28 protein-coding genes are annotated in these 25,038 nt (G+C 67.1%); 18 read left to right on the top strand and 10 right to left on the bottom strand.

Annotation, left to right across the window (positions count from 1 at the left end):
• Positions 1–21: 21 nt before the first annotated feature.
• Both AC1RRS_RS13690 and AC1RRS_RS13685 read right to left on the bottom strand, forming a co-directional pair.
• A complete protein-coding gene (locus AC1RRS_RS13690) occupies positions 22–147 on the bottom strand; it encodes a hypothetical protein (RefSeq protein WP_492855617.1) in 126 nt (41 codons plus the stop codon).
• A 25-nt stretch (positions 148–172) separates the two neighbouring features.
• A complete protein-coding gene (locus AC1RRS_RS13685; protein WP_035046383.1) occupies positions 173–511 on the bottom strand; it encodes a P-II family nitrogen regulator in 339 nt (112 codons plus the stop codon).
• A gap of 319 nt (positions 512–830) precedes the next feature.
• On the opposite strand from AC1RRS_RS13685, the gene AC1RRS_RS13680 reads away from it, so the two are divergent.
• From AC1RRS_RS13680 to glyS, 4 genes are all read left to right on the top strand, one after another.
• Positions 831–1,181: a DMT family protein gene (locus AC1RRS_RS13680; protein WP_110121777.1), complete on the top strand. Its 351-nt coding sequence runs from the start codon at positions 831–833 to the stop codon at positions 1,179–1,181.
• 32 nt (positions 1,182–1,213) lie between these two features.
• The gene (locus AC1RRS_RS13675; protein ID WP_492855616.1) at positions 1,214–2,287 is read left to right on the top strand and encodes a fasciclin domain-containing protein; all 1,074 of its coding nucleotides are present in this window, start codon (positions 1,214–1,216) and stop codon (positions 2,285–2,287) included.
• A gap of 99 nt (positions 2,288–2,386) precedes the next feature.
• Positions 2,387–3,283, top strand: coding sequence for a glycine--tRNA ligase subunit alpha (locus tag AC1RRS_RS13670; RefSeq protein ID WP_487292520.1), 897 nt, complete (start codon positions 2,387–2,389; stop codon positions 3,281–3,283).
• A 5-nt stretch (positions 3,284–3,288) separates the two neighbouring features.
• A complete protein-coding gene (gene glyS, locus AC1RRS_RS13665) occupies positions 3,289–5,397 on the top strand; it encodes a glycine--tRNA ligase subunit beta (RefSeq protein WP_492855614.1) in 2,109 nt (702 codons plus the stop codon).
• A 146-nt stretch (positions 5,398–5,543) separates the two neighbouring features.
• Here the strand turns inward: glyS and AC1RRS_RS13660 are convergent, their stop codons facing one another.
• The 3 genes from AC1RRS_RS13660 to AC1RRS_RS13650 all read right to left on the bottom strand — a co-directional run bounded on the left by AC1RRS_RS13660 (position 5,544) and on the right by AC1RRS_RS13650 (position 7,774).
• The gene (locus AC1RRS_RS13660) at positions 5,544–5,924 is read right to left on the bottom strand and encodes a hypothetical protein (protein WP_492855613.1); all 381 of its coding nucleotides are present in this window, start codon (positions 5,922–5,924) and stop codon (positions 5,544–5,546) included.
• 199 nt (positions 5,925–6,123) lie between these two features.
• Positions 6,124–7,119 (bottom strand): NUDIX hydrolase, encoded by a 996-nt coding sequence (locus AC1RRS_RS13655; RefSeq protein ID WP_487292523.1) that lies wholly within the window; start codon positions 7,117–7,119, stop codon positions 6,124–6,126.
• Between the two features lie 13 nt (positions 7,120–7,132).
• Positions 7,133–7,774 carry a YfbR-like 5'-deoxynucleotidase gene (locus AC1RRS_RS13650; RefSeq protein WP_487292524.1) on the bottom strand — a complete coding sequence of 214 codons (642 nt, stop codon included), beginning with the start codon at positions 7,772–7,774 and terminating at the stop codon, positions 7,133–7,135.
• Positions 7,775–7,954: 180 nt separating this feature from the next.
• Here AC1RRS_RS13650 and AC1RRS_RS13645 point away from each other — a divergent pair, with 180 nt between their 5' ends.
• Positions 7,955–8,767 carry a universal stress protein gene (locus AC1RRS_RS13645; protein WP_487292525.1) on the top strand — a complete coding sequence of 271 codons (813 nt, stop codon included), beginning with the start codon at positions 7,955–7,957 and terminating at the stop codon, positions 8,765–8,767.
• A gap of 29 nt (positions 8,768–8,796) precedes the next feature.
• Positions 8,797–9,168 carry a hypothetical protein gene (locus tag AC1RRS_RS13640; RefSeq protein WP_110121782.1) on the top strand — a complete coding sequence of 124 codons (372 nt, stop codon included), beginning with the start codon at positions 8,797–8,799 and terminating at the stop codon, positions 9,166–9,168.
• A gap of 170 nt (positions 9,169–9,338) precedes the next feature.
• Here AC1RRS_RS13640 and AC1RRS_RS13635 read toward each other — a convergent pair whose 3' ends face one another.
• The 5 genes from AC1RRS_RS13635 to AC1RRS_RS13615 all read right to left on the bottom strand — a co-directional run bounded on the left by AC1RRS_RS13635 (position 9,339) and on the right by AC1RRS_RS13615 (position 13,724).
• Entirely contained in the window at positions 9,339–10,172 is an 834-nt protein-coding gene (locus AC1RRS_RS13635; RefSeq protein WP_492855610.1) for a hypothetical protein, read from the bottom strand.
• Between the two features lie 93 nt (positions 10,173–10,265).
• Positions 10,266–11,132: an AAA family ATPase gene (locus AC1RRS_RS13630; RefSeq protein ID WP_487292527.1), complete on the bottom strand. Its 867-nt coding sequence runs from the start codon at positions 11,130–11,132 to the stop codon at positions 10,266–10,268.
• Positions 11,133–11,225: 93 nt separating this feature from the next.
• Positions 11,226–11,375, bottom strand: coding sequence for a hypothetical protein (locus AC1RRS_RS13625; RefSeq protein WP_487292528.1), 150 nt, complete (start codon positions 11,373–11,375; stop codon positions 11,226–11,228).
• Between the two features lie 89 nt (positions 11,376–11,464).
• A complete protein-coding gene (locus AC1RRS_RS13620) occupies positions 11,465–11,851 on the bottom strand; it encodes a primosomal protein (protein ID WP_492855609.1) in 387 nt (128 codons plus the stop codon).
• A 79-nt stretch (positions 11,852–11,930) separates the two neighbouring features.
• Entirely contained in the window at positions 11,931–13,724 is a 1,794-nt protein-coding gene (locus tag AC1RRS_RS13615) for a tetratricopeptide repeat protein (protein ID WP_492855607.1), read from the bottom strand.
• A gap of 193 nt (positions 13,725–13,917) precedes the next feature.
• Between AC1RRS_RS13615 and flbT the strand changes: the two genes are divergently transcribed.
• The 12 genes from flbT (at position 13,918) to AC1RRS_RS13555 (ending at position 25,037) form a co-directional block, all read left to right on the top strand.
• The gene (gene flbT / locus AC1RRS_RS13610) at positions 13,918–14,343 is read left to right on the top strand and encodes a flagellar biosynthesis repressor FlbT (RefSeq protein WP_110121787.1); all 426 of its coding nucleotides are present in this window, start codon (positions 13,918–13,920) and stop codon (positions 14,341–14,343) included.
• Entirely contained in the window at positions 14,303–14,665 is a 363-nt protein-coding gene (flaF, locus tag AC1RRS_RS13605; protein ID WP_110121788.1) for a flagellar biosynthesis regulator FlaF, read from the top strand. Before flbT ends, flaF begins: the two co-directional genes overlap by 41 nt.
• A 237-nt stretch (positions 14,666–14,902) precedes the next feature.
• Positions 14,903–15,727 carry a flagellin gene (locus AC1RRS_RS13600; RefSeq protein WP_110121789.1) on the top strand — a complete coding sequence of 275 codons (825 nt, stop codon included), beginning with the start codon at positions 14,903–14,905 and terminating at the stop codon, positions 15,725–15,727.
• Positions 15,728–16,074: 347 nt separating this feature from the next.
• Positions 16,075–16,896 (top strand): flagellin, encoded by an 822-nt coding sequence (locus AC1RRS_RS13595; protein ID WP_198574983.1) that lies wholly within the window; start codon positions 16,075–16,077, stop codon positions 16,894–16,896.
• Positions 16,897–16,992: 96 nt separating this feature from the next.
• Positions 16,993–17,355, top strand: a complete 363-nt coding sequence (locus AC1RRS_RS13590; protein WP_492855606.1) for a hypothetical protein — start codon at positions 16,993–16,995, stop codon at positions 17,353–17,355.
• Positions 17,356–17,539: 184 nt separating this feature from the next.
• Positions 17,540–18,379, top strand: coding sequence for a flagellin (locus AC1RRS_RS13585; RefSeq protein ID WP_487292533.1), 840 nt, complete (start codon positions 17,540–17,542; stop codon positions 18,377–18,379).
• 103 nt (positions 18,380–18,482) lie between these two features.
• On the top strand, positions 18,483–19,037 hold the full coding sequence (gene pseH / locus AC1RRS_RS13580; RefSeq protein ID WP_487292534.1) for a UDP-4-amino-4,6-dideoxy-N-acetyl-beta-L-altrosamine N-acetyltransferase: 555 nt from the start codon (positions 18,483–18,485) through the stop codon (positions 19,035–19,037).
• Between the two features lie 106 nt (positions 19,038–19,143).
• On the top strand, positions 19,144–21,987 hold the full coding sequence (locus tag AC1RRS_RS13575; RefSeq protein ID WP_492855605.1) for a hypothetical protein: 2,844 nt from the start codon (positions 19,144–19,146) through the stop codon (positions 21,985–21,987).
• A gap of 67 nt (positions 21,988–22,054) precedes the next feature.
• Positions 22,055–22,735 carry a hypothetical protein gene (locus AC1RRS_RS13570; RefSeq protein ID WP_492855604.1) on the top strand — a complete coding sequence of 227 codons (681 nt, stop codon included), beginning with the start codon at positions 22,055–22,057 and terminating at the stop codon, positions 22,733–22,735.
• Between the two features lie 109 nt (positions 22,736–22,844).
• A complete protein-coding gene (locus AC1RRS_RS13565) occupies positions 22,845–23,234 on the top strand; it encodes a hypothetical protein (protein ID WP_492855602.1) in 390 nt (129 codons plus the stop codon).
• Between the two features lie 160 nt (positions 23,235–23,394).
• Positions 23,395–23,931, top strand: a complete 537-nt coding sequence (ssb, locus tag AC1RRS_RS13560) for a single-stranded DNA-binding protein (RefSeq protein ID WP_487288836.1) — start codon at positions 23,395–23,397, stop codon at positions 23,929–23,931.
• Positions 23,932–24,143: 212 nt separating this feature from the next.
• Positions 24,144–25,037, top strand: a complete 894-nt coding sequence (locus tag AC1RRS_RS13555; protein ID WP_492855601.1) for a hypothetical protein — start codon at positions 24,144–24,146, stop codon at positions 25,035–25,037.
• The last annotated feature ends 1 nt before the right edge of the window (position 25,038 follow it).

Raw genomic sequence — 25,038 nt, 5'->3', positions numbered from 1 at the left:
CGACCACCGAGATCTACACTCTTACATCATCGTCGGCAGCGTCAGGTGTGTAGAAGACCCGAGAGCGAAGGCGGTGGCGCCGATCGGCGCCCCCGCGAGAGTCGCGGCGAGCATCAGCCCAGCCAGCGGCTTAAAGGTGAGTTTCATCGTTGGTATCCCCTTTCCCCGACGATTACAGAGCGGCCGGGCCGGTTTCGCCCGTCCGAATGCGCACGGCTTCTTCGACATTGAGGACGAAGATCTTGCCGTCGCCGATCTTGCCCGTGGCCGCGGCGGCCTTGACCGCTTCGACCGCCTTGGCCGCGGACGCATCGTCCACCACGGCTTCCAGCTTCACCTTGGGCACGAAGTTCACTTGGTACTCCGCGCCGCGATAAATCTCGGTTTGGCCCTTCTGGCGGCCGTAACCCTTCACTTCCGACACCGTCAGGCCTTCGACGCCCGCGGCGACCAGCGCCTCGCGGACTTCATCGAGCTTGAAGGGTTTGACGACCGCTATGATCAGTTTCATCCGCCTTGCTCCGGCCCGCCGTACAGGCAGGCCCCCCTTGTTTGGTTGCTAGAGCGCGTTCGCTCACTCGATCACCGCGACGCCGCCGGAATGCGGCCGCGTCGTTTCCCCGGCGCTCGCACGCTATCGGCCACGGTTCCTGGAACGGGGGCACGGGTTAGGGTTTGAGAAACGAAAGGGACGAGGCGCCGGAAAAATAATCATAGAACATCGATATTGCACTTTTAGAAGGCAAAATAAGCGTCCAGCGGCGCCGTGGCGCGGGACGTCGCTGAACGTCTACAATCGCGGCTCCCATCTCCCTTTCGGAGGATTCTCCATGCCGCCCCTGTGGGCCAAGATCGCCCCGTGGGCGCTGCTGATCTGCTCCAACGTCTTCATGACCTTCGCCTGGTACGGCCACCTCAAGCACCGCGCCATCGCACTGCCTCTGGCCATACTGACCAGCTGGATGATCGCGCTGCCCGAATACATGCTGGCGGTTCCCGCCAACCGCATCGGTGCGGGCGTCTATTCCACGGCTCAGCTCAAGACCGGGCAAGAAGCGATCACGCTGATCGTCTTCACGTTGTTCTCCTACTTCTACCTCGGAGAGGCGATCCGCTGGACGACGGCGCTGGGTTTCCTGCTGATCTTCGCCGGAGCTTCACTGGTGTTCTTTTTCAAGTAACGGCGAAGTCTGGATCACGAGCCCGTGAGGTCGTGCAACGGACTCGCAATCTGGAGCGTACAGCCGGCCTGGAATTCGAGCGAAAGGACCAGGCCATGTATGTGACGCGCTTCCTCTCCGCCGCCGCCGCCGTCGCGCTGCTTTCGGGCGTCGCCATCGCCCAGACGACGGCCCCGGCCCAGCCGCCCGCCGCTCCGCCTCCCGCGACCACCGCCGCCCCGGCGACGGCGGCCGCCAAGGTGACCCCGAACGGCGACCTGATCGCCACGGCCAAGGCCTCGGGTCAGTTCACGGTCTTTCTCAAGGCCCTGGACGCCACCAACCTGACCAGCGTGCTGGCCAGCAATCCGAACCTGACGGTGTTCGCCCCGACCGACGCGGCCTTCGCGGCCCTGCCGGCCGGCGAGCTCGACCGCCTGATGCAGCCGGCCAACGCCGCCCAGCTGCAGAAGGTGCTGACCTACCACGTGATCAACACCAAGGTGGACAGCAGCAAGATCAACGGCGCCAAGGGCGAGGTGAAGACCGTCGAGGGCTCGTCGGTGACGCTGGACGGCAGCGGCGCGACGCCGATGGTCGACGGCGCCAACATCGTCCAGGCCGACGTGCTGGCCACCAACGGCGTGCTGCACGTGGTCGACAAGGTGCTGATCCCCAAGGACGTGCCGATCCAGGCGGCCGCGGCCGCGACGGATGACGCCGCCACCAGCATGGCCTCGACGACCGCCAGCGCCGACGTGATGTCGGCTACCGACGCCGGTTCCGACGTCGCCGCCCAGGCCGCGCCGGCGCCGGCTCCGGATCAGGCCGCGACCCCGTCGGCCACCGACGCCCCGGCCGACCAGGCCCTGAACCCGACCACCGCGCCGGCCCCTGCCGATCCGACCGCCACCACCACGGCGCCGGCCGCCGACACCGGCACGGCCTCGCCCACTTCGGCGACCCTGCCGGCCTCGTCGCTGAACCCCGAGCAGCAGGCGACCCTGAAGGCCGGCGACGCCAACGTGGTCTCCAACCCGCCGGTCGCCGACACGCCCGAGAACCGCAAGGCCTACGGCTTGCCGATGTCCAACGCCGGCAAGCGCTCGGCCGCCAAGGGCAACTAAGTTCGAACGGGGCGTAACAAACGACGTCCCCTTCGCTTGAAGCGACAGTCGGCGGGCCCTATGGTCCGCCGACTTTTTTCAGGCCCTTGTTCGGACGTCATGCCCGCCGCCCCCAAATCGTTTCAAAGCCTCATCCTGACGCTCCATAACTACTGGAGCGAAAAGGGCTGCGTGATCCTGCAGCCGCACGACGTGGAAGTGGGGGCGGGGACGCTGCACCCGGCCACGGTGCTGCGCGCGCTCGGCCCCAAGCCGTGGAACGCGGCCTATGTCCAGCCCTCGCGCCGTCCGGGCGACGGCCGCTATGGCGAGAACCCCAACCGCCTGCAGCACTATTATCAGTACCAGGTGATCCTGAAGCCGAACCCGGCCGACATGCAGGACCTGTATCTTGGCTCGCTGGAGGCCATCGGCCTGGACCTGCGCACCCACGACATCCGCTTCGTCGAGGACGACTGGGAAAACCCCACCGTCGGCGCCTGGGGCCTGGGCTGGGAAGTGTGGTGCGACGGCATGGAGGTGTCGCAGTACACCTACTTCCAGCAGGTCGGCGGCCTGGACGTGAGCCCGGTGGCCGGCGAGCTGACCTACGGCCTGGAACGCCTGGCCATGTACGTGTTCGGCGTCGACAACGTCTACGACCTGCCGTTCAACGATCCGGACTCGCCGCTGGGCGCCCTGACCTATGGCGACGTCTTCCTGGCCAACGAGCGCCAGCAGTCGGAAGCCAACTTCCACGGCTATGACGTCGCCGTGCTCAAGCAGCAGTTCGAGCAGATGGAAGAGCAGGTGCCGCTGATGCTGGCCCGCTCCTACAAGAACGAGACCCTGGTCCTGCCCGCCTACGACATGGTCCTCAAGGCCAGCCACCTCTTCAACCTGATGAACGCCCGCGGCGCGATCGCCGTCGCCGAGCGCGCCAGCTACATCGGCCGCATCCGCGACCTCTGTAAGATGTGCGCCCAGAAGTGGGTCGAGCTGCAGGAAGCCGCGTAACTCCAATGCCCCAACTGCTTCTCGAACTGTTCTCCGAAGAGATCCCCGCCCGCATGCAGGGCCAGGCCGCCAAGGACCTGGAGCGCATGGCGCGCGAGCACTTGGCCGCCGCCGGCTTCCTGCCCGAGGCCCTGAAGACCTTCGCCGGCCCGCGCCGCCTGACCCTGGTGGCCGAAGGCCTGCCGCTGGCCCAGGCCGACCGCAAGGAAGAGCTGAAGGGCCCGCGCGTCGGCGCCCCGCAGCAGGCCATGGACGGCTTCCTGCGCAAGGCCGGCCTGACGCAAGACCAGCTGGTCGAGCAGAACGGCGTCTGGATGGCCTTCGTCGAGAAGAAGGGCCGCCCGACCGCCGAAATCGTCGCCGAGATGGTGGAAGCCATCGTCCGCGGCTTCGCCTGGCCCAAGTCGATGACCTGGGGCACGGGCAAGCTGCGCTGGGTGCGTCCGCTGAAGCGGATCCTCTGCGTGCTCGACCGTGAAGTGGTGCCGTTCAGCATCGACGGCATCGCCAGCGGCGACGTCACCGAAGGCCACCGCTTCATGGGTGAAGCGAAACCCTTCGTGGCTAAAGACTTCGACGAATACGTCGCCGGCCTGGAAGCCCACTTCGTCGTGCTCGACGTCGAGGAGCGCAAGGCGCGCATCCTCGAAGGCTGCAAGACTCTGTGCTTCGCCCGGCATCTCGAACTGGTCGAAGACCAGGGACTTCTGGAAGAGGTCGCCGGCCTGGCCGAATGGCCGACCCCGGTGTTGGGCGACATGGATCCGTCGTTCCTCGACCTGCCGCCCGAGGTGATCCGCACCTCGATGCGCACGCACCAGAAGTACTTCGCCGTGCGCAAGCCGGGGCAGGCGGGTCTGGCCCCGCACTTCATCACCGTGGCCAATATCGAGGCCAAGGACGGCGGCAAGGTGATCGCCGCCGGCAACGCCAAGGTGCTGTCGTCGCGCCTGTCCGACGCCCGCTTCTTCTGGGACGAGGACGTCAAGACCGGCTTCGAGCCGTGGCTGGCCAAGCTGGACGGCGTGACCTTCCACGCCAAGCTCGGCACCATGGCCCAGCGCGTCGAGCGCATCGTCGCCCTGGCCGGCGAGATCGCGCCCCTGGTCGGCGCCGATGTCGATAAGGCCAAGGAGGCCGCGCGCCTGGCCAAGGCCGACCTGACCTCGCAGATGGTCGGCGAGTTCCCTGAGCTTCAGGGGATCATGGGCGGCTACTACGCCCGCCACTTCGGCCTGGATCCCGAGATCGCCGCGGCGATCCAGGACCACTACAAGCCGCAGGGCCCCTCCGACGCCGTTCCGACCGCGCCGCTCAGCGTGGCCGTGGCCCTGGCCGACAAGCTGGATACGCTGGTCGGGTTCTTCGCGATCGACGAGAAGCCGACGGGTTCGAAGGATCCCTATGCGCTGCGTCGCGCGGCGCTGGGCGTGATCCGGATCATTCTGGAGGCGGGTAAGAGCTTCCCGCTGACCAGGGTGTTGGCATCGGCGCATGGTAGAACGCACGAAGCTGCCACTGGCGACAGCTGGAGGTTTGTGGCTAGCGAAGATGGACGTCTGCTCGATGGTGGGTCTGTTCCTCTCAACGCTTCCCTCGTAGGCGATTTGATCGGTTTCTTGGCCGATCGTCTGAAGGTGACCCTGAAGGATCAGGGCAAGCGCCACGACCTCGTCGACGCCGTGTTCGCCCTGGGCGATGACGATCTCGTGCGGATCGTCGCGCGGGTCGAGGCCCTGGACGGCTTCCTGAAGACCGACGACGGCAAGAACCTGCTGGCCGGCTACAAGCGCGCCTCCAACATCCTCAAGGCCGAGGAGAAGAAGGGTCCGCTGCCGCAAGGGCAGGCCGAGGAGCCGGCCGCCGACAGCGCCGCCGAGGTCGGGCTCTACCAGGCCCTGCGCCTGCTGGACCGTCCGCTGAAGGACGCCCTGGCCAAGGAAGACTTCACCGGCGCCATGGCGCAGCTGGCCGCCCTGCGCGAGCCGGTGGACGCCTATCTCGACGGCGTCTTCGTCAACGACCCCGAGCACCGCGACAACCGCCTCAAGACCCTCGCCGCCGTCCGCGCGGCCATGGGCCAGGTGGCGGACTTCGGACTGGTGGGAGGCTGACCCTGATCGTTGGGAACCTCCCCCTGTGGGGGAGGTGATCGCGCAGCGATCGGTGGGGGGAGTGGTTGCTGAATCGGCCACGCGCCGCGACGGCTGAAAACGTCCCCCCACCGGCCTTCAGCCGCCTCCCCCAGAGGGGGAGGTTCTTACTCACAAACATCCGCCCACTTGGCGTTGACCGCGTCGGTTCCGTCCGCTTCCTCGATCACCAGCGCGCCGTCGGACCAGACGAAGCGCTCGGGGCCGTCGAAGCTGTCCTGTTCCTGCTGGATGTCGACCTGGCCGCAGACCGAGACGACGTCGCCGTCCTGGTGGGTGAAGACCTGGCCGAAGACGACGGCCGTGGCCTCGGGGAAGCGGTTCTGCACGGCGATCTTGCCGCCGGAGATGGCCAACTGGTCGTCGCCCCGGTCCTCGACCGCCTCGTCGGCGGCGTCGTGGAAGACGTAGGCCACCAGGCCCAGGCCCGTGCCGAGCAGGATCACGGCGGCGCCGATCGCGGCCAGGATGCGGATGTCGATCTTCATGCCGCTAGTCGGCCGCAGGTTGCGGGCGTGGTCAACCGACCTTCAAATTATCCCGTCATTCCCGCCCTTGTGGCGGGAACCCCTCTGTCAGCCGCAGGTGCAGGTGGGGCGGATCGCTGGCGATCCGCTTGCGCTTTCCCTGCGAGCGGAACCAGGGTTTCCCGCCACAAGGGCGGGAATGACGGGAGTTGGGGGGCTGCTATTCCCGCAGCAGCGGCAACGACAGCCCGCCGGCCTGTCTTGCGCCAAGAATCTCGCGCCTGAACCGGAACAGCTCCGCCGGGCGGCCGCCGGTTTCGCTGTCGAGGCGGCCCAGGCCCTCGACCAGGTCCTCGCGCTCGACCACGCGGCGGAAATTCTGCTTGTGCAAGGGCACGCCGGCGATGGCCTCGACGGTGCGCTGCAGGGTCGAGAGGGTGAACTCGGCCGGCGTCAGTTCGAACACCACCGGGCGGTACTTGATCTTGCCGCGCAGGCGGGAAAGCCCGGTGGCCAGGATCCGTCGGTGGTCGGAGATCATCGGCTCGCCCAGGGCCGCGGACAGGGCCTCGGGCTCGGCCGGGTCGTGGCCGTCGGCGCGGGCTCGGTCGCGGGCGGCTTCGGGGGCCAGGCCCGCCTCGTAGAGCAGCTCGTAGCGCTCCAGCACCCGTTCCTCGTTCCACGGCGCGCCGTCCAGGGCGAAGGCCAGGCGGGCGCGGGCCAGGCGGTCGGCGTCGTCGCCGGCCCAGCGGCGCAGGGCAGGCGCGATGGCCTCGTCGAGCAGGGCGGGGCGGCCGGCGCGCCAGTCTTCCCAGGGGAAGAACCGGGTCCATGGCGCCCAGACAGTGTCGGGGGCCTGGGTGTCGGTGGCCTTGGGCGTCAGGCCCAGATAGCCGATCGAGACGACGCGGGCCGCGCCGGCCCCGACCTCGGCGCGCGGGGCGTCGCGGCCCTTGTCGCCGAAGGTGTAGAGCTGCTCGACATAGCCCAGCTGGAAGCGGGTCTGCTCGGTGACGAAGGCGCGCAGGGCCAGCTCGAAGGTGCGGTGGCCCTCGGGGTCGAACGGGCCGAACGGCAGGCCGGGCAGGGGCGAGGCGATGTCGGTGACGGCGTCGTGCGGGCGCACGGTCAGGACCACGACCTCGCCGTCGCGCACGGCCACGACCACGGCCGACAGGCCGATGACGACGGCGGAGCTGGAAGAGCCGCCGCTCATTCGGTCTCGCCAATCATTCTGTTTCGAACGCCGCGCTGGGCGAGGATTCGTAGCCGGCCGCCTTCGACAGCACGTGGAACCGCTGGACGTAGCGGGCCTGGGCCTCGAACGGGGGCTGGGGGACGATCTTCAGGTCGTAGCCGGCCGGCGGCGCGCCGAAGATCGACAGGGATTCTGCATGCTCGAATCCGGCCAGCTGGGTGGCCTCGAAGAAGGCGCAGGCGCGGTCGGCCTGCTTGATCAGCTTCTTGATCGGGGCCGGGGTCTTCACCGGCAGGCCGAAGCGGATGTGGATGGCGTCTTCCAGCCGGGCCTCGAAGTCCTTGTACGAGACGCCCAGCGCCGCCTTGAAAGGGCTGATCATGTCGCCGATCACGTATTCGGAGGCGTCGTGCAGCAGGGCCGCCAGGCGCCAGCGCGGCTCGAGGTCGGGCTTGATGTGGGCGGCGATCTCCTCGACCACCAGGCTGTGCTGGGCCACCGAAAAGCCGTGCTCGCCGATCGTCTGGCCGTTCCAGCGGGCCACCCGCGCCAGGCCGTGGGCGATGTCCTCGATCTCGATATCCATCGGCGACGGGTCCAGCAGATCCAGCCTGCGGCCCGAAAGCATCCGCTGCCACGCTCTCGGCTGGCCCTTATGCAGCCCTTTGGCCACGAGATCGTTCCTTACGGTGAAGGTGGTTTGAGTGCCGTATCGCTTGATGAAGATCAATGATGGCCCGGGCCGACGCCTGTGGAAATGCGTTTTGTCAGAAAGCGCGCAAAGGCGCGTTACGGCAGGGCGCGGGGACCGATTTCGGCGCCCGTCGCGCGCCGGCGATTTGGAGGATGGATCATGAGCTGGGCGAGAATCATGGCGCCGCTGGCCGGGGCCAAGTCCGACGAAGGCGTCCTGCGGGCCGCGGCCGAGCTGGCCGCCGGCTTCGACGCCGAACTGGCCGCCATCCATGCGCCGGCCGACGTGGCCGACCTGATGCCGTGGATGGGCGAGGGCTTCATGGGCGGGGTGCAGGTCACCGCGCTCGAAAGCCTGAAGGAAGCCGCCGTCGAAGGCGCCCACGCCGTCGAGGCCCTGGTCGCCTCGCTCGGCTATCCGCGCGCCCGCGTCACCACCCTGGAATCGCCGGTGTGGGCGGGCCTGGCGATGGAGTGCCGGCTGTCGGACGTGATCGTGTTCGACGACGCCGCCGCGCGGGGCAAAGGCCCGTTGGCCGAAGCCTTCCAGCAGATGATCGCCGACGAGCAGCGGCCCGTGCTGGTGGCGCGTTCCGGCCTGAAGGTCGGCGGCACGGTCCTGGTGGCCTGGGACGGCGGCAAGGAGGCCAGCCGCGCCCTGCGCACGGCCCTGCCGCTGTTGCAGAAGGCTTCGCGCGTGGTGGTGGCCGGCGCGCCGGCGGCCTCGTCGCGCAGCTTCGAGCTGGCCCGGATGGTCGACTTCCTGGCCGCGCGCGGGGTGACCGCCCAGGTGCGGGTGCTGGAGGGCGCGCACGATGCGGCCAAGCTGCTGCTGGAGGCTGCCCGCGAGGAGGGGGCCGAGGTGCTGGTCGCCGGCGCCTTCGGCCACCCGCGCCTGCAGGAGTTCATCTTCGGCGGAACGACCCGCAGCCTGCTGAACGCCGACGGGCCGTCGCTCTTCCTGTCGCACTGAGTTTTCAACCAAGAAGAAGGAGGCAGTCCATGTCCCTGTCGCGCATCGTCATGCGCCTGGCCCGCAATCCGGGCACCGAGTTCGCCGGCGGCGACGATCATCGCGGCTACGCCCTGACCGCGCCGCTGACCGACGACGGCCATCTGGACGAGGCCGAGTACGCCAAGGCCAGGAAGGACTGCGCCGTCCGCCGCTTCGCCCCCGACGAGGACGCCGCCGACGGCCGCCTGGCCCGCCGGGGCGAGCGCTGGTTCTTCGACTATGACGAGGACGACCAGATCGACGACGAGCCGGTGCATCGCCTTGGCCAGCACCGCTTCGCGGTCGGCGAGTACGTCACCGTCACTGACGAGGACGGCCGGCCGCTGACCTACAAGGTCATGGAAGTGACGCCGATCTGATCCCTCTCCCCTTGCGGGAGAGGGTGGCCTCCCGAAGGGAGGTCGGGTGAGGGGTTGCACGAACAGAAACGCCGCGACGGCCGATCAGCTGTCGCGGCGTTTTGATTTCTGAGAGACCCCTCATCCGTCGACTTCGTCGACACCTTCTCCCGCAAGGGGAGAAGGAGGCGTCAGCCCCCCACGTTGTGGCGCACGAGCGCCTTCATGGCCTTGAACAGGTCGCCGTCCTCGCTGTCGCGGCGCTTGGCCTTGACCACGGCCACGGCCAGCGGGCCGCCTTGCGGGCCGCGGGCTTCGTAGCCGGCCAGGTGGTAGCCGGTCGGGGCCTTGTCGCTGGCCAGCACCAAGGTGGCGCGGACGCCGTCCTTGGCCTTGCGGCGCTGCTGGATCACCGCGCCGTCGTCGTTGGCGTGGATCGAGACGTCGCCGTCCCCGTCGTCGCTGGAGCTGACCTGGACCGTGCGGCTCTCGTGGCCGCCATCCTTGCGCTCCTCGACCTTGGTGGTCTTGCCGCCGCCGCTTTCGGTGACGTTCTTGGTGACCCGCACCTGGGCCTCGCCGTCGTTGGCGTTGATGGTCATGCCGCCGATGCGGATGTCGGCGCCCTCGTCGCGGGCGTCGATGCTGAGGCCGGGCAGCTTGATGTGGGCGGTGTTCTTGCCGCCCGGGGGCTTGGGGGCGGCCGAGGCCTTCAGTTGCGGCATCAGGGTCTTGAGCTCGGCCTCGATCGGGGCGAGGGCGGTTTCGGCGTCGTTGTTCTGGAAGTCGACCAGCCGCAGGCTGACCTCGGCCTGGTCGCCGGCGTACTGGCACGAGCGGCCGTCGGCGGCGACCGAGACGCGCGTCAGACCGCCTTGCTTTTCAGGGCAATCCAGCCGCGAGATGGCCCGCAGCGGCTCCTTCCTGTGGACCACGCGCTCGTGCTTGTCGGTCTTCACCGACACCTCCGGAGAGCAGGCGGCCAGGGCCGCGGCGCTGGCGGCCAGGACGAGGATGAGGCGCATAGAAAGGGTCCTTCGCGTTCGGCGCGAAAGTGTGCGGGTCGGCGATCCGCGTCCAATGAAATCGCGGTAACTGCGCCTTATCGGCCCAGATCCCTATTGCCCCGGACGGGCGCTGCCTTCGCGGCGGGCCAGGAATGCCAGGCGCTCGAAGAGGTGCACGTCCTGCTCGTTCTTCAGAAGGGCGCCGTGCAGGGGCGGGATCAGCTTGGTCGGATCCTTCTCGCGCAGCACGGTCTCGTCGATGTCCTCGACCAGCAGCAGCTTCAGCCAGTCGAGCAGCTCCGAGGTCGACGGCTTCTTCTTCAGGCCCGGCACCTTGCGCATGTCGTAGAAGATGCGCAGCGCCTCGGAGACCAGCTTCTGCTTGATGCCCGGGAAGTGCACGTCGACGATGGCCTGCATCGTCTGCTCCTCGGGGAAGCGGATGTAGTGGAAGAAGCAGCGGCGCAGGAAGGCGTCCGGCAGCTCCTTTTCGTTGTTGGAGGTGATGATCATCACCGGCCGGACCTTGGCCTTGATGGTCTCGCCGGTCTCGTAGACGAAGAACTCCATGCGATCGAGCTCCTGCAGGAGGTCGTTCGGGAACTCGATGTCGGCCTTGTCGATCTCGTCGATCAGCAGCACTGGGCGCTGCTCGCTCTCGAACGCCTCCCAGAGCTTGCCCTTCTTGATGTAGTTCCTGACGTCCTTGACGCGCTCGTCGCCCAGCTGGCTGTCGCGCAGGCGGGTGACGGCGTCGTACTCGTAGAGGCCCTGCTGGGCCTTGGTCGTCGACTTGATGTGCCAGGTCAGCAGCGGGGCGTTCATCGCCTTGGCCACTTCATAGGCCAGCACGGTCTTGCCGGTGCCGGGCTCGCCCTTGATCAGCAGGGGGCGTTCCAGCGCCACGGCGGCGTTGACGGCGACCTTGAGGTCCTCGGTGGCGACGTAGTCGGCGGTGCCTTCGAAGCGCTGGCTCATCTGGTATTCCTGACGGCGCGCCCGTTGCGTCGGGCGCGCATCGAACAAGTGTTCAAAACGTCAGTCTAACCTACAGAGCATCGGTCTTCCGGATCAAGACGGGTTCTGCGGCGGTTGGCGATGACGGCGGGCCACCGACGGCGGATCGCTGGCCGGGAAGCTATCTTCCAGGCCTTCCTCCAGCTGTTCTTCGAGGTTTTCCGTATCTTCCGGGGCAGGGGCGTCGGGTTTGGGATCGGACATGGGAGGTCTCCTGGCGGAGCGGAATTATGCGCCGCCTTTGACGCGCGGCTAGAATGTTTTGATCACGGACCCGACCCGCCTTCGCGGCCCTAGCCGCGCTTGTCGTAGCCCAGGGCCTCGATGTCGTCGTCGGCCAGGCGCGTCGACTCGTAGTCGGACGGTTCCTCGCTGTCGTCGGAGATCTGGTCCTCGTCCGACAGGCCGCCGCCGACCGGATCCAGCGGCTCGCGCTCGACATCCAGGCCCTCGTCGTCGCGGCCGGCTTCCAGTTCGTCGTCGATGTCCACGAGTTCGTCGTCGTCGAGGAGGTCGAGGTCTTCGTCCTCCTCTTCCGAGGCGTCGTCCTCGGCCTGGGTGACGTCGTAGACATCGTCGATCTCGTCGAAATTGGCGATGTCTTCGCCGTCTTCGGTGAGGTTGGTCTCGTCCAGGACCTCGGCGACGTCCTGCGGCTCGAAATCGGTTTCCGGGGGCATGGCGGGTCTCCTCAAGGAGCGGCGCGATCGCCGCCCGTCAGGGAGTCAAACCCGCCCTGGCGCCCGTCGTTCCTGAACCTCAGCCGGCGAACTCGCCCAGGGCCTCCGACACCTGCGCCATGATCGGCCGCCAGTCGTCGTAGTTGGGCGCGATGAAGCAGCGGGCCTGCGGGTACCAGGGATAGTGGTCGGTTCCCAGGCGCGTCCAGGCGGCCGCGCCGGTCAGCAGCCAGATCGGCGCGCCGCAGGCGCCGGCCAGGTTGATGGTGGCGTTGGCGAAGCCCAGGGTCAGGTCGAGCGCGCAGGACAGGGCGGCGACGTCGTCGAGGTCCTGCTTCAGGTCGATGCCCGGCGGGGTCCAGATCTCGACGCCCAGGTGGTCGCGGGCGTAGGCGATCTCCTCGTCGCAGTCGCCGTACTGCAGGTTCACGAACGAGATGCCGGGCGTCTTCAGAACGGGTTCCCACAGCTCGAACGGCGAGAACTGGCGGGCGCGCTCGGCGTTCAGGCGCAGGCTCTTCCACAGCACGCCGACCTTGGGTCCGGGCGGAGCCTGCTCCAGCACCGTCTTCCAGTGAGCGACGCGCGCGGGATCGGGCGTCAGGAAGCGCTCGCGGGCGGGGAAGGCCTCGGCGGTCGGACGGAAGGTCTTCAGCAGCGAGGCCATCGGGACCCAGCAGTCGATCTTCGACCAGTCCTCGACGAAGGGCGCGTTGCGGTAGGTGCGGCCCTGATAGGCCACCGTGCGGTGGACGCTGACCTGGGCCTGCGGGAACGAGCGCTCGAACAGCGGGACGAGGCGGCGCTCGACCACCACCGACAGGGCGCCGTCGGGGCCGAGGGCCTCGATGACGTCGGGCAGGGTGTTGGCGAACATCACCTCGTCGCCCAGGCCCTGTTCGGCCAGGACCAGCAGGCGCTTGCCGGCCAGGTCCTCGCCGGGCTCCCAGGCGCGGACCGGCATCGGATAGTGCGGCGCGCCGGGCAGTTCGGGGTCGAGACGCGCCCGGTAGGCCTCCCAGCCTTCGGCCACGCGGCCCAGGGCCAGCAGGATGGTCGAATGGGCGAATCGCATGGTGGCCAGGTCTTCGGTCGACTCGGCGGCGGCGATGCCGGCCTCGCAGTCGGCGCGGGCGCCTTCGACGTCGCCCAGGTCGAGGCGGGCGAAGGCGCGGTTGTGGTGGCCCTTGCCGAAGTTGGGCGACAGGCGCAGGGCCTCGTCGAAGAAGGTGAGGGCGGTGCGGCCTTCGCCCATGCTGCACATCACCGTGCCCAGGGTGTTCCACAGCGCCGGAACTTCCGGATTGGCCTGGATGGCGGGCTTGAGGACGTCGATCGCCGCCGATTCCTGGTTCAGGTCGCGCAGGGCGCAGGCCAGGTTGTTGACCCCTTCGAGGTCGCCGGGCCGCTCGTTCAGGTAATGCATGAAGAGCTTGGCGGCGATGTCGGGCATTTCCAGGCGGAAGGCCAGGCGGCCCAGGTCGCCGGCCACCTGGCCCTGGCTGGGCAGGAGCTGCAGCGCCGCCTCGTAGCACTGCATGGAGGAGGCGAAGTCGCCGAGCTTCTCGCGGGCCACGGCCAGGACGTGCCAGGCCACGCCCGTGCGCTCGTCCTTCTTCAGGGCCTTGAGGGCGTTCTTCTCGGCGCGGGCGTAGTCGCCCTGCTGCACGGCGACGATGGCGCGGTTGAGCAGCTTCACGCTTTCGTGGTCGCGGACGGCCCGGGCTTCCAGGTTCAGGCGGGCGATCGAATCGGACGAGGCGGAATCGCCCAGCTGTTCGGCGCGCAGGCCCAGGTGGACGCCTTCACTGGCCGCTTCTTCGGCGGCTGCGAGGGCGGCGGCCGAGATTCCGAAGCCGAGATTGCGGGACATGCGACCACCTTGGGCGATTGGATGACTTCATCCTCTGGGCGAGTATGCTTAATTGAGTCCTAAGCTGCGACTTACGGTCGCGTCGGCGGCAACAAGGCGTTAACCCACGGCGACCTAGGGTCCCGTCTGAACGCCATTCCGGCGAACCGCCATCACGGCGGACGGGCGCAGCGATGGAAAGGAGCGGCCAAAAGTGCCTTTGAAGCTGTCGCTGAAGCCCGGCGAGAAATTCGTGTTGAACGGGGCGGTCGTGCAGAACGGCGATCGTCGCGGCGTGCTGGTCCTCCAGAACAAGGCCTCGGTGCTGCGTGAGAAGGACATCATGCAGCCCGACCAGGTCACCACGCCCTCGCGTCGGATCTACTTCCCGGTCATGATGATGTACCTGGAAGAGGCCGGCGCCGAAAAATACTACGACGAGTTCGCCACCCGCCTGACCGAGTTCATGGGCGTGGTGCGCAACGCGGCCGTTCTGGCCGATTGCATCGCGATCTCGAAACACGTCATGGCGCGTGAATACTACAAGGCGCTCATGCTGAGCCGTAAGCTGATCGATTACGAAGACGAGAGGTTGGGGAATGTCTCTTCGGGCCTACCAACAGGCGGCGACCAGGACTGAGAATCCGCGAGAGGTCGAGTACCGTCTGTTCGGACAGGTGACTCGGGCCCTCATGGAGGCTTCGGAAGCCGAGGATGGCGACATCCAGAAGCGTATCCACGCTCTGGACTGGAACCGTCGTGTCTGGTCCGCGCTGGCGACCGACTGCTCGCTGCCGGAGAACACCATGCCCAAGGAGCTGCGTGCGAGCATCATCTCGCTGAGCCTCTGGGTCAGCCGGCACTCGAGCCTGGTCATGCGCAAGGAAGAGGAGTTCGAGCCTCTGATCGAGATCAACCGCATGATCATGCAGGGCCTGGCCGCTCGCGCCGAAGCGGCCTGACCTGATCGCGCTACGGCGCCGCTCGGCGCCGATTGCCGCTTCTCTTCGGAAAAACCTGCCGCCCGGCGAATGTTGCATTCGCCGGGCGGTTTCGTTTCCGGCCTGATATTTTCAATTCTCTTATATTTCAAGGCGTTGCGATTTGGCCTGAACTGGCCCGCCGTTTGCGATGGTTCCCGCGGGCAAAACGCCCGACCGGCAAAATGCCGGGGCTCTCCACCAAAATGGTAGGTTCCTATGATCGCCAACTCCATCAACACCAATGCCGGCGCGATGATCGCGCTGCAGAACCTGAACGCCACCAACTCGGAGCTGACCACCACCCAGCAACGCATCAACACCGGCAAGAAGATCTCGAGCGCTAAGGACAACGGCGCGATCTGGTCGATGGCTGAAATGCAGAGCGCGACGTCGAGCTCGTTGAACGCCGTGAAGGATTCTCTCCAGCGCGGTCAGTCGACGATCGATGTTGCTCTGGCTGCAGGCGACACCGTCACCGATCTGCTGGGCAAGATGAAGGAAAAGGCTCTGGCCGCTTCCGACACCTCGCTCAACACCGCCTCGTTCAACGCCCTTCAGGCTGACTTCACGTCCCTGCGTGACCAGATCACCAAGGCCGTGACGAACGCCAAGTTCAACGGAGCCAGCGTCGTGGACGGTTCGACCACGAAGCTGCAGTTCCTGGCGAACGAAACGGGCTCGGCGTTCACCGTCACCTCGCGGACCCTGTCCCTCACGGGCATCGGTCTGTCGGCGGCGACGACCTTCACGACCGCCGCGGCGGCCAAGACGATGATCTCCACCATCGACACGGCTCTGACCACGACGACGAACAAGCTGGCTTCGCTCGGCACCAACTCGGTCGGCCTGGACATGCACTTGACCTTCATGGGCAAGCTGCAGGACAGCCTGGACGCCGGTGTCGGCAATCTGGTCGATGCGGACATGGCCAAGGAAAGCGCCAAGCTGCAGTCGCTGCAAACCAAGCAGCAACTGGGCGTGCAGGCACTGTCCATCGCCAACCAGGCGCCCCAGTCGATCCTGTCCCTGTTCAAGGGCTGATCGAAGAAGCGCCAAGGCGGCGACAAGCGCCGGGCGGTCGAAAGACCGCCCGGCGTTTTCTTTTTCCGGTCCCGCGTTTCCGGCGACCGGCGGTCGATTTTCGGGTGGGCAAAACGGTCGCATCTGCTGAAACCTGCCCGGCACATTTTGCCGGATGACGCCTCAAGTCGGCAGGAATTGCCGGGCGGCAACGTCCTAAACGAACATATAACGCAGTAATTTCAACGACTTAAAAATTTCGCATGGGTGGGCAGGATTGGCCCGGTAGTTGCTTCCTAGTTCAGCGAGCAAAACGCTCCCGGCAGTCAAAATGACGTCGGACAACCTGAAATAGGAACATATTCGTTATGGCGCTGAACAGCATCAACACGAACTCGGGCGCGATGATCGCCCTGCAAAACCTGAACTCGACCAACAGCGATCTCGCCGTTACGCAACAGCGTATCAACACCGGCAAGAAGATCGGCAGCGCCAAAGACAATGGCGCTATCTGGGCCACCGCCAAGAACCAGTCGGCCACCGCCTCCTCGATGAACGCCGTGAAGGACTCGCTGCAACGCGGTCAATCCACGATCGACGTCGCTCTGGCCGCCGGCGACACCGTCACGGACCTGCTCGGCAAGATGAAGGAAAAGGCCCTGGCCGCTTCCGACACCTCGCTGAACACTGCCTCGTTCAACGCCCTGAAGTCTGACTTCACTTCGCTGCGCGACCAGATCACCAAGGCCGTGAGCAACGCCAAGTTCAACGGCGCCAGCATCATCGACGGTTCAACCACGAAGCTCAGCTTCCTGGCCAACTCGGACGGCACCGCCATCACGGTGAACTCCAAGACCCTGTCGCTGGCTGGTATCGGCCTGAGCACCAGCACCACCTTCGCGGACGCCGCCGCTGCCAAGACGATGATTGCGACCATCGACACGGCTCTGCAGACGACGACCAACAAGCTGGCTTCGCTGGGCACCAGCTCGACCGGCCTGGACACCCACCTGACCTTCGTCGGCAAGCTGCAAGACAGCCTCGACGCCGGCGTGGGCAACCTGGTCGACGCCGACCTGGCCAAGGAAAGCGCCAAGCTCCAAGCTCTGCAAACCAAGCAGCAGCTCGGTATCCAGGCGCTCTCCATCGCCAACCAGTCGACCGGCACGGTCCTGAGCCTGTTCCGATAAGGAACGAGCAGGGGGCGGTCCTCACGGGCCGCCCCCGCCTTTCTTCGGCCTTGGCCGGGGAGGGGATAACAGAGGCGCCGCCGAGAACCGGCGGCGATGGGAGAGATGGAAAGCAAAGCCGCGCTGACGGCTCAGGTTCAAGAGTTGTCCGCGCAAAATCCGATCGTTTCGCCCACCGTCCCAGGCTCGTCCTCGGACGGCGATGTCGTTTCCGACGCCCGCAAGGCCGATGCTCGCAAGAGCGCATCGACCGCCGCCGAACAGAAGGCCGACAACGGTCCTCAGCCCGGTGACCTGCGTCTGGTGATCGAGGAAGACATCGACAGCGGGGTCTACGTCTACAAGACGGTCGACCGGCGCACCGGCGAAACCCTTAAGCAATATCCGCGCGAAGACGTGCTGAGGTTCAAGGACGCCGCGTCCTACGGCCCCGGCAAGATCTATGACGGCCTGACCTAAGGCCTTATCGCGTAAGGATTTCCGGCCAACGCTTGCGGCGCGACGTCGCAGGCGCGTTATGGTTTACGCGCGTTAACCATATTCTTACCGCCGCAACGGCAAGTTCACGGTCGATCCTGCTCGGCCGCCGAATCGCGTACCGAGCTCCCTCGTAAGTCGGCGAGAACGCCGTTCGGAGATCGTGATGACGCTGAGCGTGAACACCAATCAGCCTGCGCTGATCGCCCTGCAGAATCTGAACAAGACCAACGACGAGATGCAGGGCGTCCAGACCCGCATCAACACCGGCCTTGCGATCTCGAGCGCCAAGGACAACGCCGCCGTCTGGTCGATCGCCCAGGACCAGCAGGCCGACCGCTCGGCCCTGTCCTCGGTCAAGATGAGCCTCGACCGCGCCACCTCGATCGCCGACGTCGCCCTGACGGCCGGGGAGTCGGTCTCCGACCTGCTCAACCAGATGCGCGAGAAGGTGGTCGCGGCCAAGGACAGCTCGCTGTCGACCTCGGCCCGCAAGGCCCTCGACGCGGACTTCCAGGGCCTGCTGAGCAACCTGACCCAGGTGGTCGACAGCGCCACCTTCGACGGCGCCAACATCCTCGACGGCAGCCAGACCGCCTCCATCACCTTCCTGGCCGACGCCGACGCCCAGACCGTCATCTCGCTGAACCTGCAGACCCTGTCGCTGGGCAGCCCCAACAACAGCCTGGTGGCCACCGACAGCATCGCCAGCCTGACCCAGGCCACGGCCGTGCTGACGCGCCTCGACTCGACCATCGCCTCGGTCAACCAGGCGGTCGGCTCGATCGGCTCGCAGGCCAAGCAGATCGACGCCCACAACACCTTCGTCTCCAAGCTGTCCGACGTGCTGGAGACCGGGGTGGGCAACCTCGTCGACGCCGACATGGCCAAGGAAAGCGCCCGCCTGCAGGCCCTGCAGGTCAAGCAGCAGCTCGGCGCCCAGGCCCTGTCGATCGCCAACAGCGCCCCGCAGATCATCCTGTCGCTGTTCGGCAGCGGCGGCTGAGGCTGCCGCTACGGAATTGTCACAACAAACGCCGGTCTTTCCCTAGGCCGGCGTTTTTTGCGTGGTTACTCTGTGCGTCGCGGCGCAAGGGGATTCGCTCGGCATGATCGAACTGCGGGACTTGAAGGACGAAGACGAGGCGGTGCTGTTTCAGTGGCGCGCCGAGCCCGAGGTCGATCGCTGGATGTCGGACGCCGCGTTCCCCAGCCGGGAGGCGCATGCCGCCTGGTTCGAGTCGCTGCGCACCAATCCGAACATGCGCGGCTGGATGATCGTGCGCTCCGGCGCGCCGGCCGGCCTGCTGACCCTGACGGGCCTTTTGTCGCATCACCGCCGGGCCAGCTGGAACTGGTTCGTCGGCGCCGCCGACGCCCGCCGGCGCGGAGTAGGGCGGGCGGCCCAGGTTCTGGGCCTCGACCGCGCCTTCGGCGAGCTTGGCCTGCACAAGGTGTTCGCCGAGGTCATGGCCGACAATGACGCGGCCCTGAAGGCCCAGTCCGCCTCAGGTTTCCGCCGCGAGGGCTATCTGCGCGGCCACGTGCTGAAGAACGGCGAGCCGCGCGACGTGGTGCTGCTGGGCATACTGGCCGAGGAATGGGCGGGCCTGCGCGAAGAGGCCCGGCGCTCGCTCAGCGACGCCCACCTGATCGCGGCCTAAATCTCTCCGGGTGGTCGGCTCTCATTTACACGTCTTAACGAAACGTCAGCGTTCATAACCGTAGATTGCCGCTGTGTGGCGCATTGCGCCTTCCGTGGAAGCTGTTGTGATCACTTTCGACACCAGTTCGCTGCTGAGCTACTATCAGGCCAAGGTCGGCCTGACGGGCTCGACTGCGTCCACGACGACGACCACGGGGACGACCTCGTCGTCGTCCAGCAAGAAATCCATTCCGGCCGCGCCCTGGACCACGGTGTCCACCCAGGCCAGCGACCTGGTGAAGTCGGCGCTGAACGGCCGCAAGTTCATCGACGAGGGCGCCGCCGAGGCGGCTTCGCCCGGCATTTCCGGCGACTACAAGAAGCTGTTCACCGCCTACCAGGCCCTGAACACCCTGACGGCGATCGCCAGCCAGGCCAGCGGCAAGAACGTCTCCGACAGCGAGATCAAGCGCCTGCAGACGGCGATGACCAAGGGCCTGACGGAGCTCACCAACTACGTTCAGAACCTGAACGGCGAGAACATGCGCCTGACCACCGGCGCGGCCATGACCACCGACAAGTCGACGGTCGGCATCCCCAAGAACGTCTACGGTTATGTCACCAGCACGCTCTACAGCGGCCAGGTCGACGACGAGGTCCCGCAGTTCAAGGGCGACGTCAGCTTCGACATGGCGGTGACCAAGTTCGGCGAGACCACGACGCTGAAGATGGACCTGTCCGAGATGGGCTCCAAGCCGCGGACGATGGCCAACGTGGTCAGCTTCTTCAACGACAAGCTTTCGGCGGCCGGCTACAACACCACCTTCGCCGTCGAGCGGACCGCGGGCGTGGCCCGCACCACCACGGTCAACGGCCAGACGGTCAAGCTGCCGGCCACCGGCGACGACTTCGCTCTGCGCATCCGCGGCGACTCGATCGAGAAGCTGAACTTCACGGCCTCGGTCTCGAAGCCCGCCGTCTATATCACCACCGAGGCCGGGAACCCCGACCCGGACAAGGACACCAAGACCGACGACGCGGTCATCGAGAACACCCTGACCAAGTACGGCGCCGGCTCGGGCGCGACGGCCGGGACCAAGGTCTTCTCCGACACGCTGGAAGGCACGGTCGCCAAGGTCCACAAGACCGTCACCGGCCCCGACGGCTCGATCTACGTGCTGGCCGACGTCGAAAAGAGCGTCGAGAGCCAGACCATCAAGGGCGACCAGGACGTCGCCCTGCTGAAGTACGACTCGGCCGGCAAGCTGCTCTACGCCCGCAGCCTGGGCGCGGCCGACACCGCCACCGGCTATTCGATCGCCGTGTCGAGCGACGGCAAGGTGGCCGTGGCCGGCTCGGTGGCCGGCACCCTGACCGGCGCCACCACGGGTCCGATCAATTCCGACAGCAACGGCACGGTGACCGACAGCTTCGTGTCGCTGTACGACGCCAACGGCGACGAGAGCTGGACGGTGCGTCGCGGCGGCCTGCTGGAAGACGAGGCCACGGCCGTCGCCTTCGGCCAGGACGGCGTCGTCTACGTGGCCGGCCGCACCAAGTCGGACCTGCCCGGCGCGACCGGCTCGGCCTCGCAGGGCGGCTACGACAACTATCTGACCGGCTTCGCGGCCGACATCACCGGCACGCCCAAGGCCCTGTTCACCACCCATTTCGGCAGCGCCGAGAACGACACCGTCTCGGGCATGGTCGTCGACGGCGGCAAGGTCATCGTCGCCAGCAAGGAAGGCAGCGAGGCGATGCTGCGCAGCTTCGACGTCTCCACTTCGGTGGTGACCGAGAACCGCACGGCGCTGAACTCGGCCGGCGTCTACGAGACCAAGCCGGTCACCTACACCAAGGCCGCGACCATGACCGTGGGCGCGACGCGCGACCTCGGCACGCTGAAGGGCGGCGACATCGCCGGCCTGACCATCGACAACGGCCAACTCTATGTTGGCGGCTACACGACCAACGGCTCGCTGACGGTCAACAACGTCAAATCCGCGGCCTCGGGCGGTTCTGACGGCTTCGTCGCGCGCGTCTCGCTCGACCTCACCAGCACATCCGGCGACACCCTGGCCTATTACGGCGGCACGGGCGACGACACGGTCACCGGCATGGCGGTCTCCAACGGCCAGGTCTGGCTGGTGGGCGCGGCCGGCAAGGACCTGGCGGGCCAGGCCACGGTCGGCACCAAGGACGGCTACGTCGCCCAGATCGACATGGCCACCGGCGACGCCACCTGGGAACAGCGCCTGACCGGCAAGGACGGCTACGCCACCCCGACCTCGATCGCGGTCGACGCCTCGGGTTCCAGCGCGCTCGACATCTTCGGCCTGCCGCGCGGGACGATGAACTACACCCAGTCGGACAAGATCGTGTCGGCGACCTCGGCGCGGCCGGGCGACACCTTCCAGATCCGCACCCGCGAGCGCGGCCCGCTGACCACCATCACCATCGGCGCCGACGACACGCTCGACACCCTGGCCGACAAGATCCGCCGGGCCTCGGGCTACGCCGCCAAGGTGTCGATCTCCAGCGACGGCAACATGCGCAAGCTGAAGATCACCCCGGCCTACAACACCTCGACGGTGGAAGTGCTGCCGGGCAAGGGCGACAGCAATGTGCTGAGCGCGCTGGGCCTGGCTTCGGGCATCGTGCGCAACACCAAGACCGACGACGGCCGCACCGTCTCGGCCGACGGCAAGGGGCCGGTCTACGGCCTCAAGCTGCCCACCGAGCTCAGCCTGGTCGACGAGACGGCCCGGGCGACCACGGCCGACCTGCTGAAGTCGGCCACGGCGGCGATCCGCAACGCCTATCGCGAGATGGCCGACATCGCCAACGGCGTGAAGGCCGACGGCTCGGCCACCACCTCGGGCAAGACCGGCGGCACGGCCCCGGCCTATCTGACCAACCAGATCGCCAACTACCAGGCCGCGCTGGACCGCCTGACCGGCGGCAGCTAGGCCGCGCATGGCCTTCGCGGCCGCCGTGACGCTTGAAACCGTCATCGACGCGTCGTAGCCAGGGGGCATGGAACTTCTCAAAGATCGACGCGTGCTGCTGGGCGGCGGAGCGGCCCTGGCGGTGATCGCGGGCTTGGCCGTGGCCTTCACGCTGATGGGCGGCAAGGACCGCAAGCCGGCCGAGGATCCGCCGGCCTCGCGCGGCGGCCTGATCGTCGAGACCGGTCGTTCGGACGACACCAAGCTGAACGATCCGGCCCGCCCGCTGCGCTGCTTCGTCGGCGGCCAGTTCGTCGGCGAGACCACCCTGGCCGAATGCGCCAAGAAGAACGGCGTGGCCACCGGCGCCCTCGACGTCGGCGTCGACGAGACCGGGGCCCTGGCCGCCGCCGACCAGGCCGGCACGGTGCTGACCCCGCTGCCGCCGCCGGCCGTGGCCGCGCCTGTCGCCACGCCCGCGGCGACCCCGGCTGTCGGCGCGACCTCGGCGCCGAGCGCGCCCCTGGCCGTCTGCCAGCGCTATCTCGGCGGCCAGTGGAACAAGCTGCCGGGCGAGATCACCCAGAACGCCTGCATCCAGCAGCTCTTCGCCGGCAAGTGCGAGCGTCCGGGCGGCGCCACCTACGGCCGCTGGGGCGACGAGACGCTGCGCCTGCTGGCGGGCCGCGTCGAGGCCTCGTCCGACAACCGTTCGTTCCACCTGGTGGTGGAGCAGGCCGCCAACTGCGCCATTCCCAGCGTCGGCTAGAGCGCGGCAGGGTCAAGTTTGGGCGGTTGATCCGCCCGGGCCGCGCTATGGATATTTGAATGAGAGCCTTTCCCGCGGGGAAAGGCTCTTGGGCCGAAGGAGTTTTCTGATGCGCGTTTCCCCCATCGCCGCCGTCCTGGCCCTCGGCGTCGCCGCTGTCGGCCTGTCGGGCTGCGTCAAGGCCACCCGCGCGCCTTTCGACCAGGGCGTCTGCAACCACGTCATCGAGAAGAAGGACGGCACGCTGCAGTTCAACCCGGTCGAGCGCAACGTGCCCAACATGGAGACCTGCGCCGCCACGCTGGAAGGGATGCGCATCCGCTTCCTGCGCATGGGCCTCCGCAAGGAGCAGCTGACCGGCTCCTACCAGGGCAAGTTCATCTTCGTGGAACGCGAGGGCATCTATCTGGGCGACAGCTACGAAGGCGCCCGGTTCATGTCGCTGGTGCGCACGGGCGACGGTCGTCTGGCCGTGCCCGGCGCCTTGCCGGCGCGCTAAGACCGTTTCCGGGAGGCGAGGAGAGGGCGGTGGATAACCGCTCTCTGTTCACAGGAACGTTTGGTGAACAATTCTTGATTTCCGCCTTGCTGAGTCGTTAACGTCTCCGCTCGAGATTCCGGCGCATAGGGTCGCCGGGCGAGAACAGGGCATTCGCCAAATGGCTGGCAGCGTCAACAAGGTCATCCTGGTCGGCAACCTCGGGGCCGACCCCGAGATCCGCACCCTCAATTCGGGCGACCGCGTCGCCAACCTGCGCATCGCCACGTCCGAGACTTGGCGCGACCGCTCCAGCGGCGAGCGCAAGGAAAAGACCGAGTGGCACCGCGTCGTGATCTTCAACGACAACCTGGTGAAGGTGGCCGAGAGCTACCTGCGCAAGGGCTCGACCGTCTACATCGAGGGCGCGATCCAGACCCGCAAGTGGACCGACCAGCAGGGCCAGGAAAAGTACTCCACCGAGATCGTGCTGCAGAAGTTCCGCGGCGAGCTGACCATGCTGGGCGGCCGTGGCGACGGCGCCGGCGCCGGCGCTCCGTCGGGCGGCTATGACGACGGCTACGGCCAGGGCGGCGGTGGCGGCGGCTACGGCGGCGGCCAAGGCGGCGGCAACTTCGGCGGCGGCGCTCCGCGCAGCCAGCCCAGCGGCCCGCGCGAGAGCTTCTCGGCCGACCTGGACGACGAAATCCCGTTCTAAGGGCTCGCCTGAGCGCCTGGATCTGAAGACGGCCGGTTCCGCGAGGAACCGGCCGTTTTTCTTTGGGCGCGCGCAAGGAAGAGGCGACGGGGCGTCAATTGTGCAGTTTCCGTGAATTTCGAAGGCTCATCGAATTGAAGTAGTATTTCTCAATTGCAACCAAACGGCGATCTCGCCTACGGTCTCGCTTGTACAAATCAGTGAGGCGTAGCGTGGCCGGTTCGCTTTTGGGTATCGAGTTCGTCGCCGATCGGCGAAGCGGTGAGACGTCGAGCGGCGGCGGGTTGCGACGCGCCGTGCAAACACCACCCGCAAGGCGGCCGGGGGCGTCGGCGCTGACTGTCGTCGGGCTGTTGGCCTCGCTTTTCACCGTGCTGGCTCCCTTGAGCGCTTGCGAAGCGCAGCCGCCGTCTCCTCCGCCGTTGGCCAAGAAGTTCAAACCCCAGGTGGATGTCCTGGAGGCCTTGCTCTTCCCCGAGGGGCAGGACCTGGTCGTCCGTTTCGACGATGTGATCGTCGGTCAGGGGCGGCCCCTGACCGCCACGAAATGGGACCCGCCCGGCCCGAAGACGCGGGGGTCGCTTGAGATAAGAACTTTGCTGGGGGGCGATTTTGTCGAGGCCGGCACAGGTCTCGCCAAGGGGCGGCCGGCGAATTTTGTGCAGCTGTACGCGCCGTCCCTGCAGCCGTTCGCCGGCCATCCCGACCAAGTGTTGCGAGTCGCGTTCGGCGATGGCGCGGCGGAGCAGTTGAAGGTCGTGGAGCGGCCGGGCTGCATCGTCGTCGCAAGTCACGACCATGGGCGTATCAGCCGGATGGCGAGCGTCACCGAGGCGGACGCCCTGAATCACACAAGTGGAGAGTCCGGTCGCTCCGACGAGATCCGTGCGCGGGTCGAGGACTGCAGGACGCGCGCCGCGGCCGCGGCCGTGGGGGCGTGGGGCGTTTTTTCCGCGCCGGGCGAGGCGGTCATCAAGGTCGATGGTTCTCCCGCGACCGGTCCCGCCGCCAGCCTCTTCGATGAAGAGGTCGCCCGGGCGCTGCCCAGGATTGAGCCGGGCCTTTCAAAGCAACGATTTCACGAATTGACGGCCGGAGGAAACTGAG

The organism is Caulobacter sp. GW821-FHT12A07 (genome assembly GCF_058807655.1).
The sequence above is the reverse complement of the archived record's forward strand: the minus strand, read 5'-3'. Positions and strand labels throughout refer to the sequence as shown.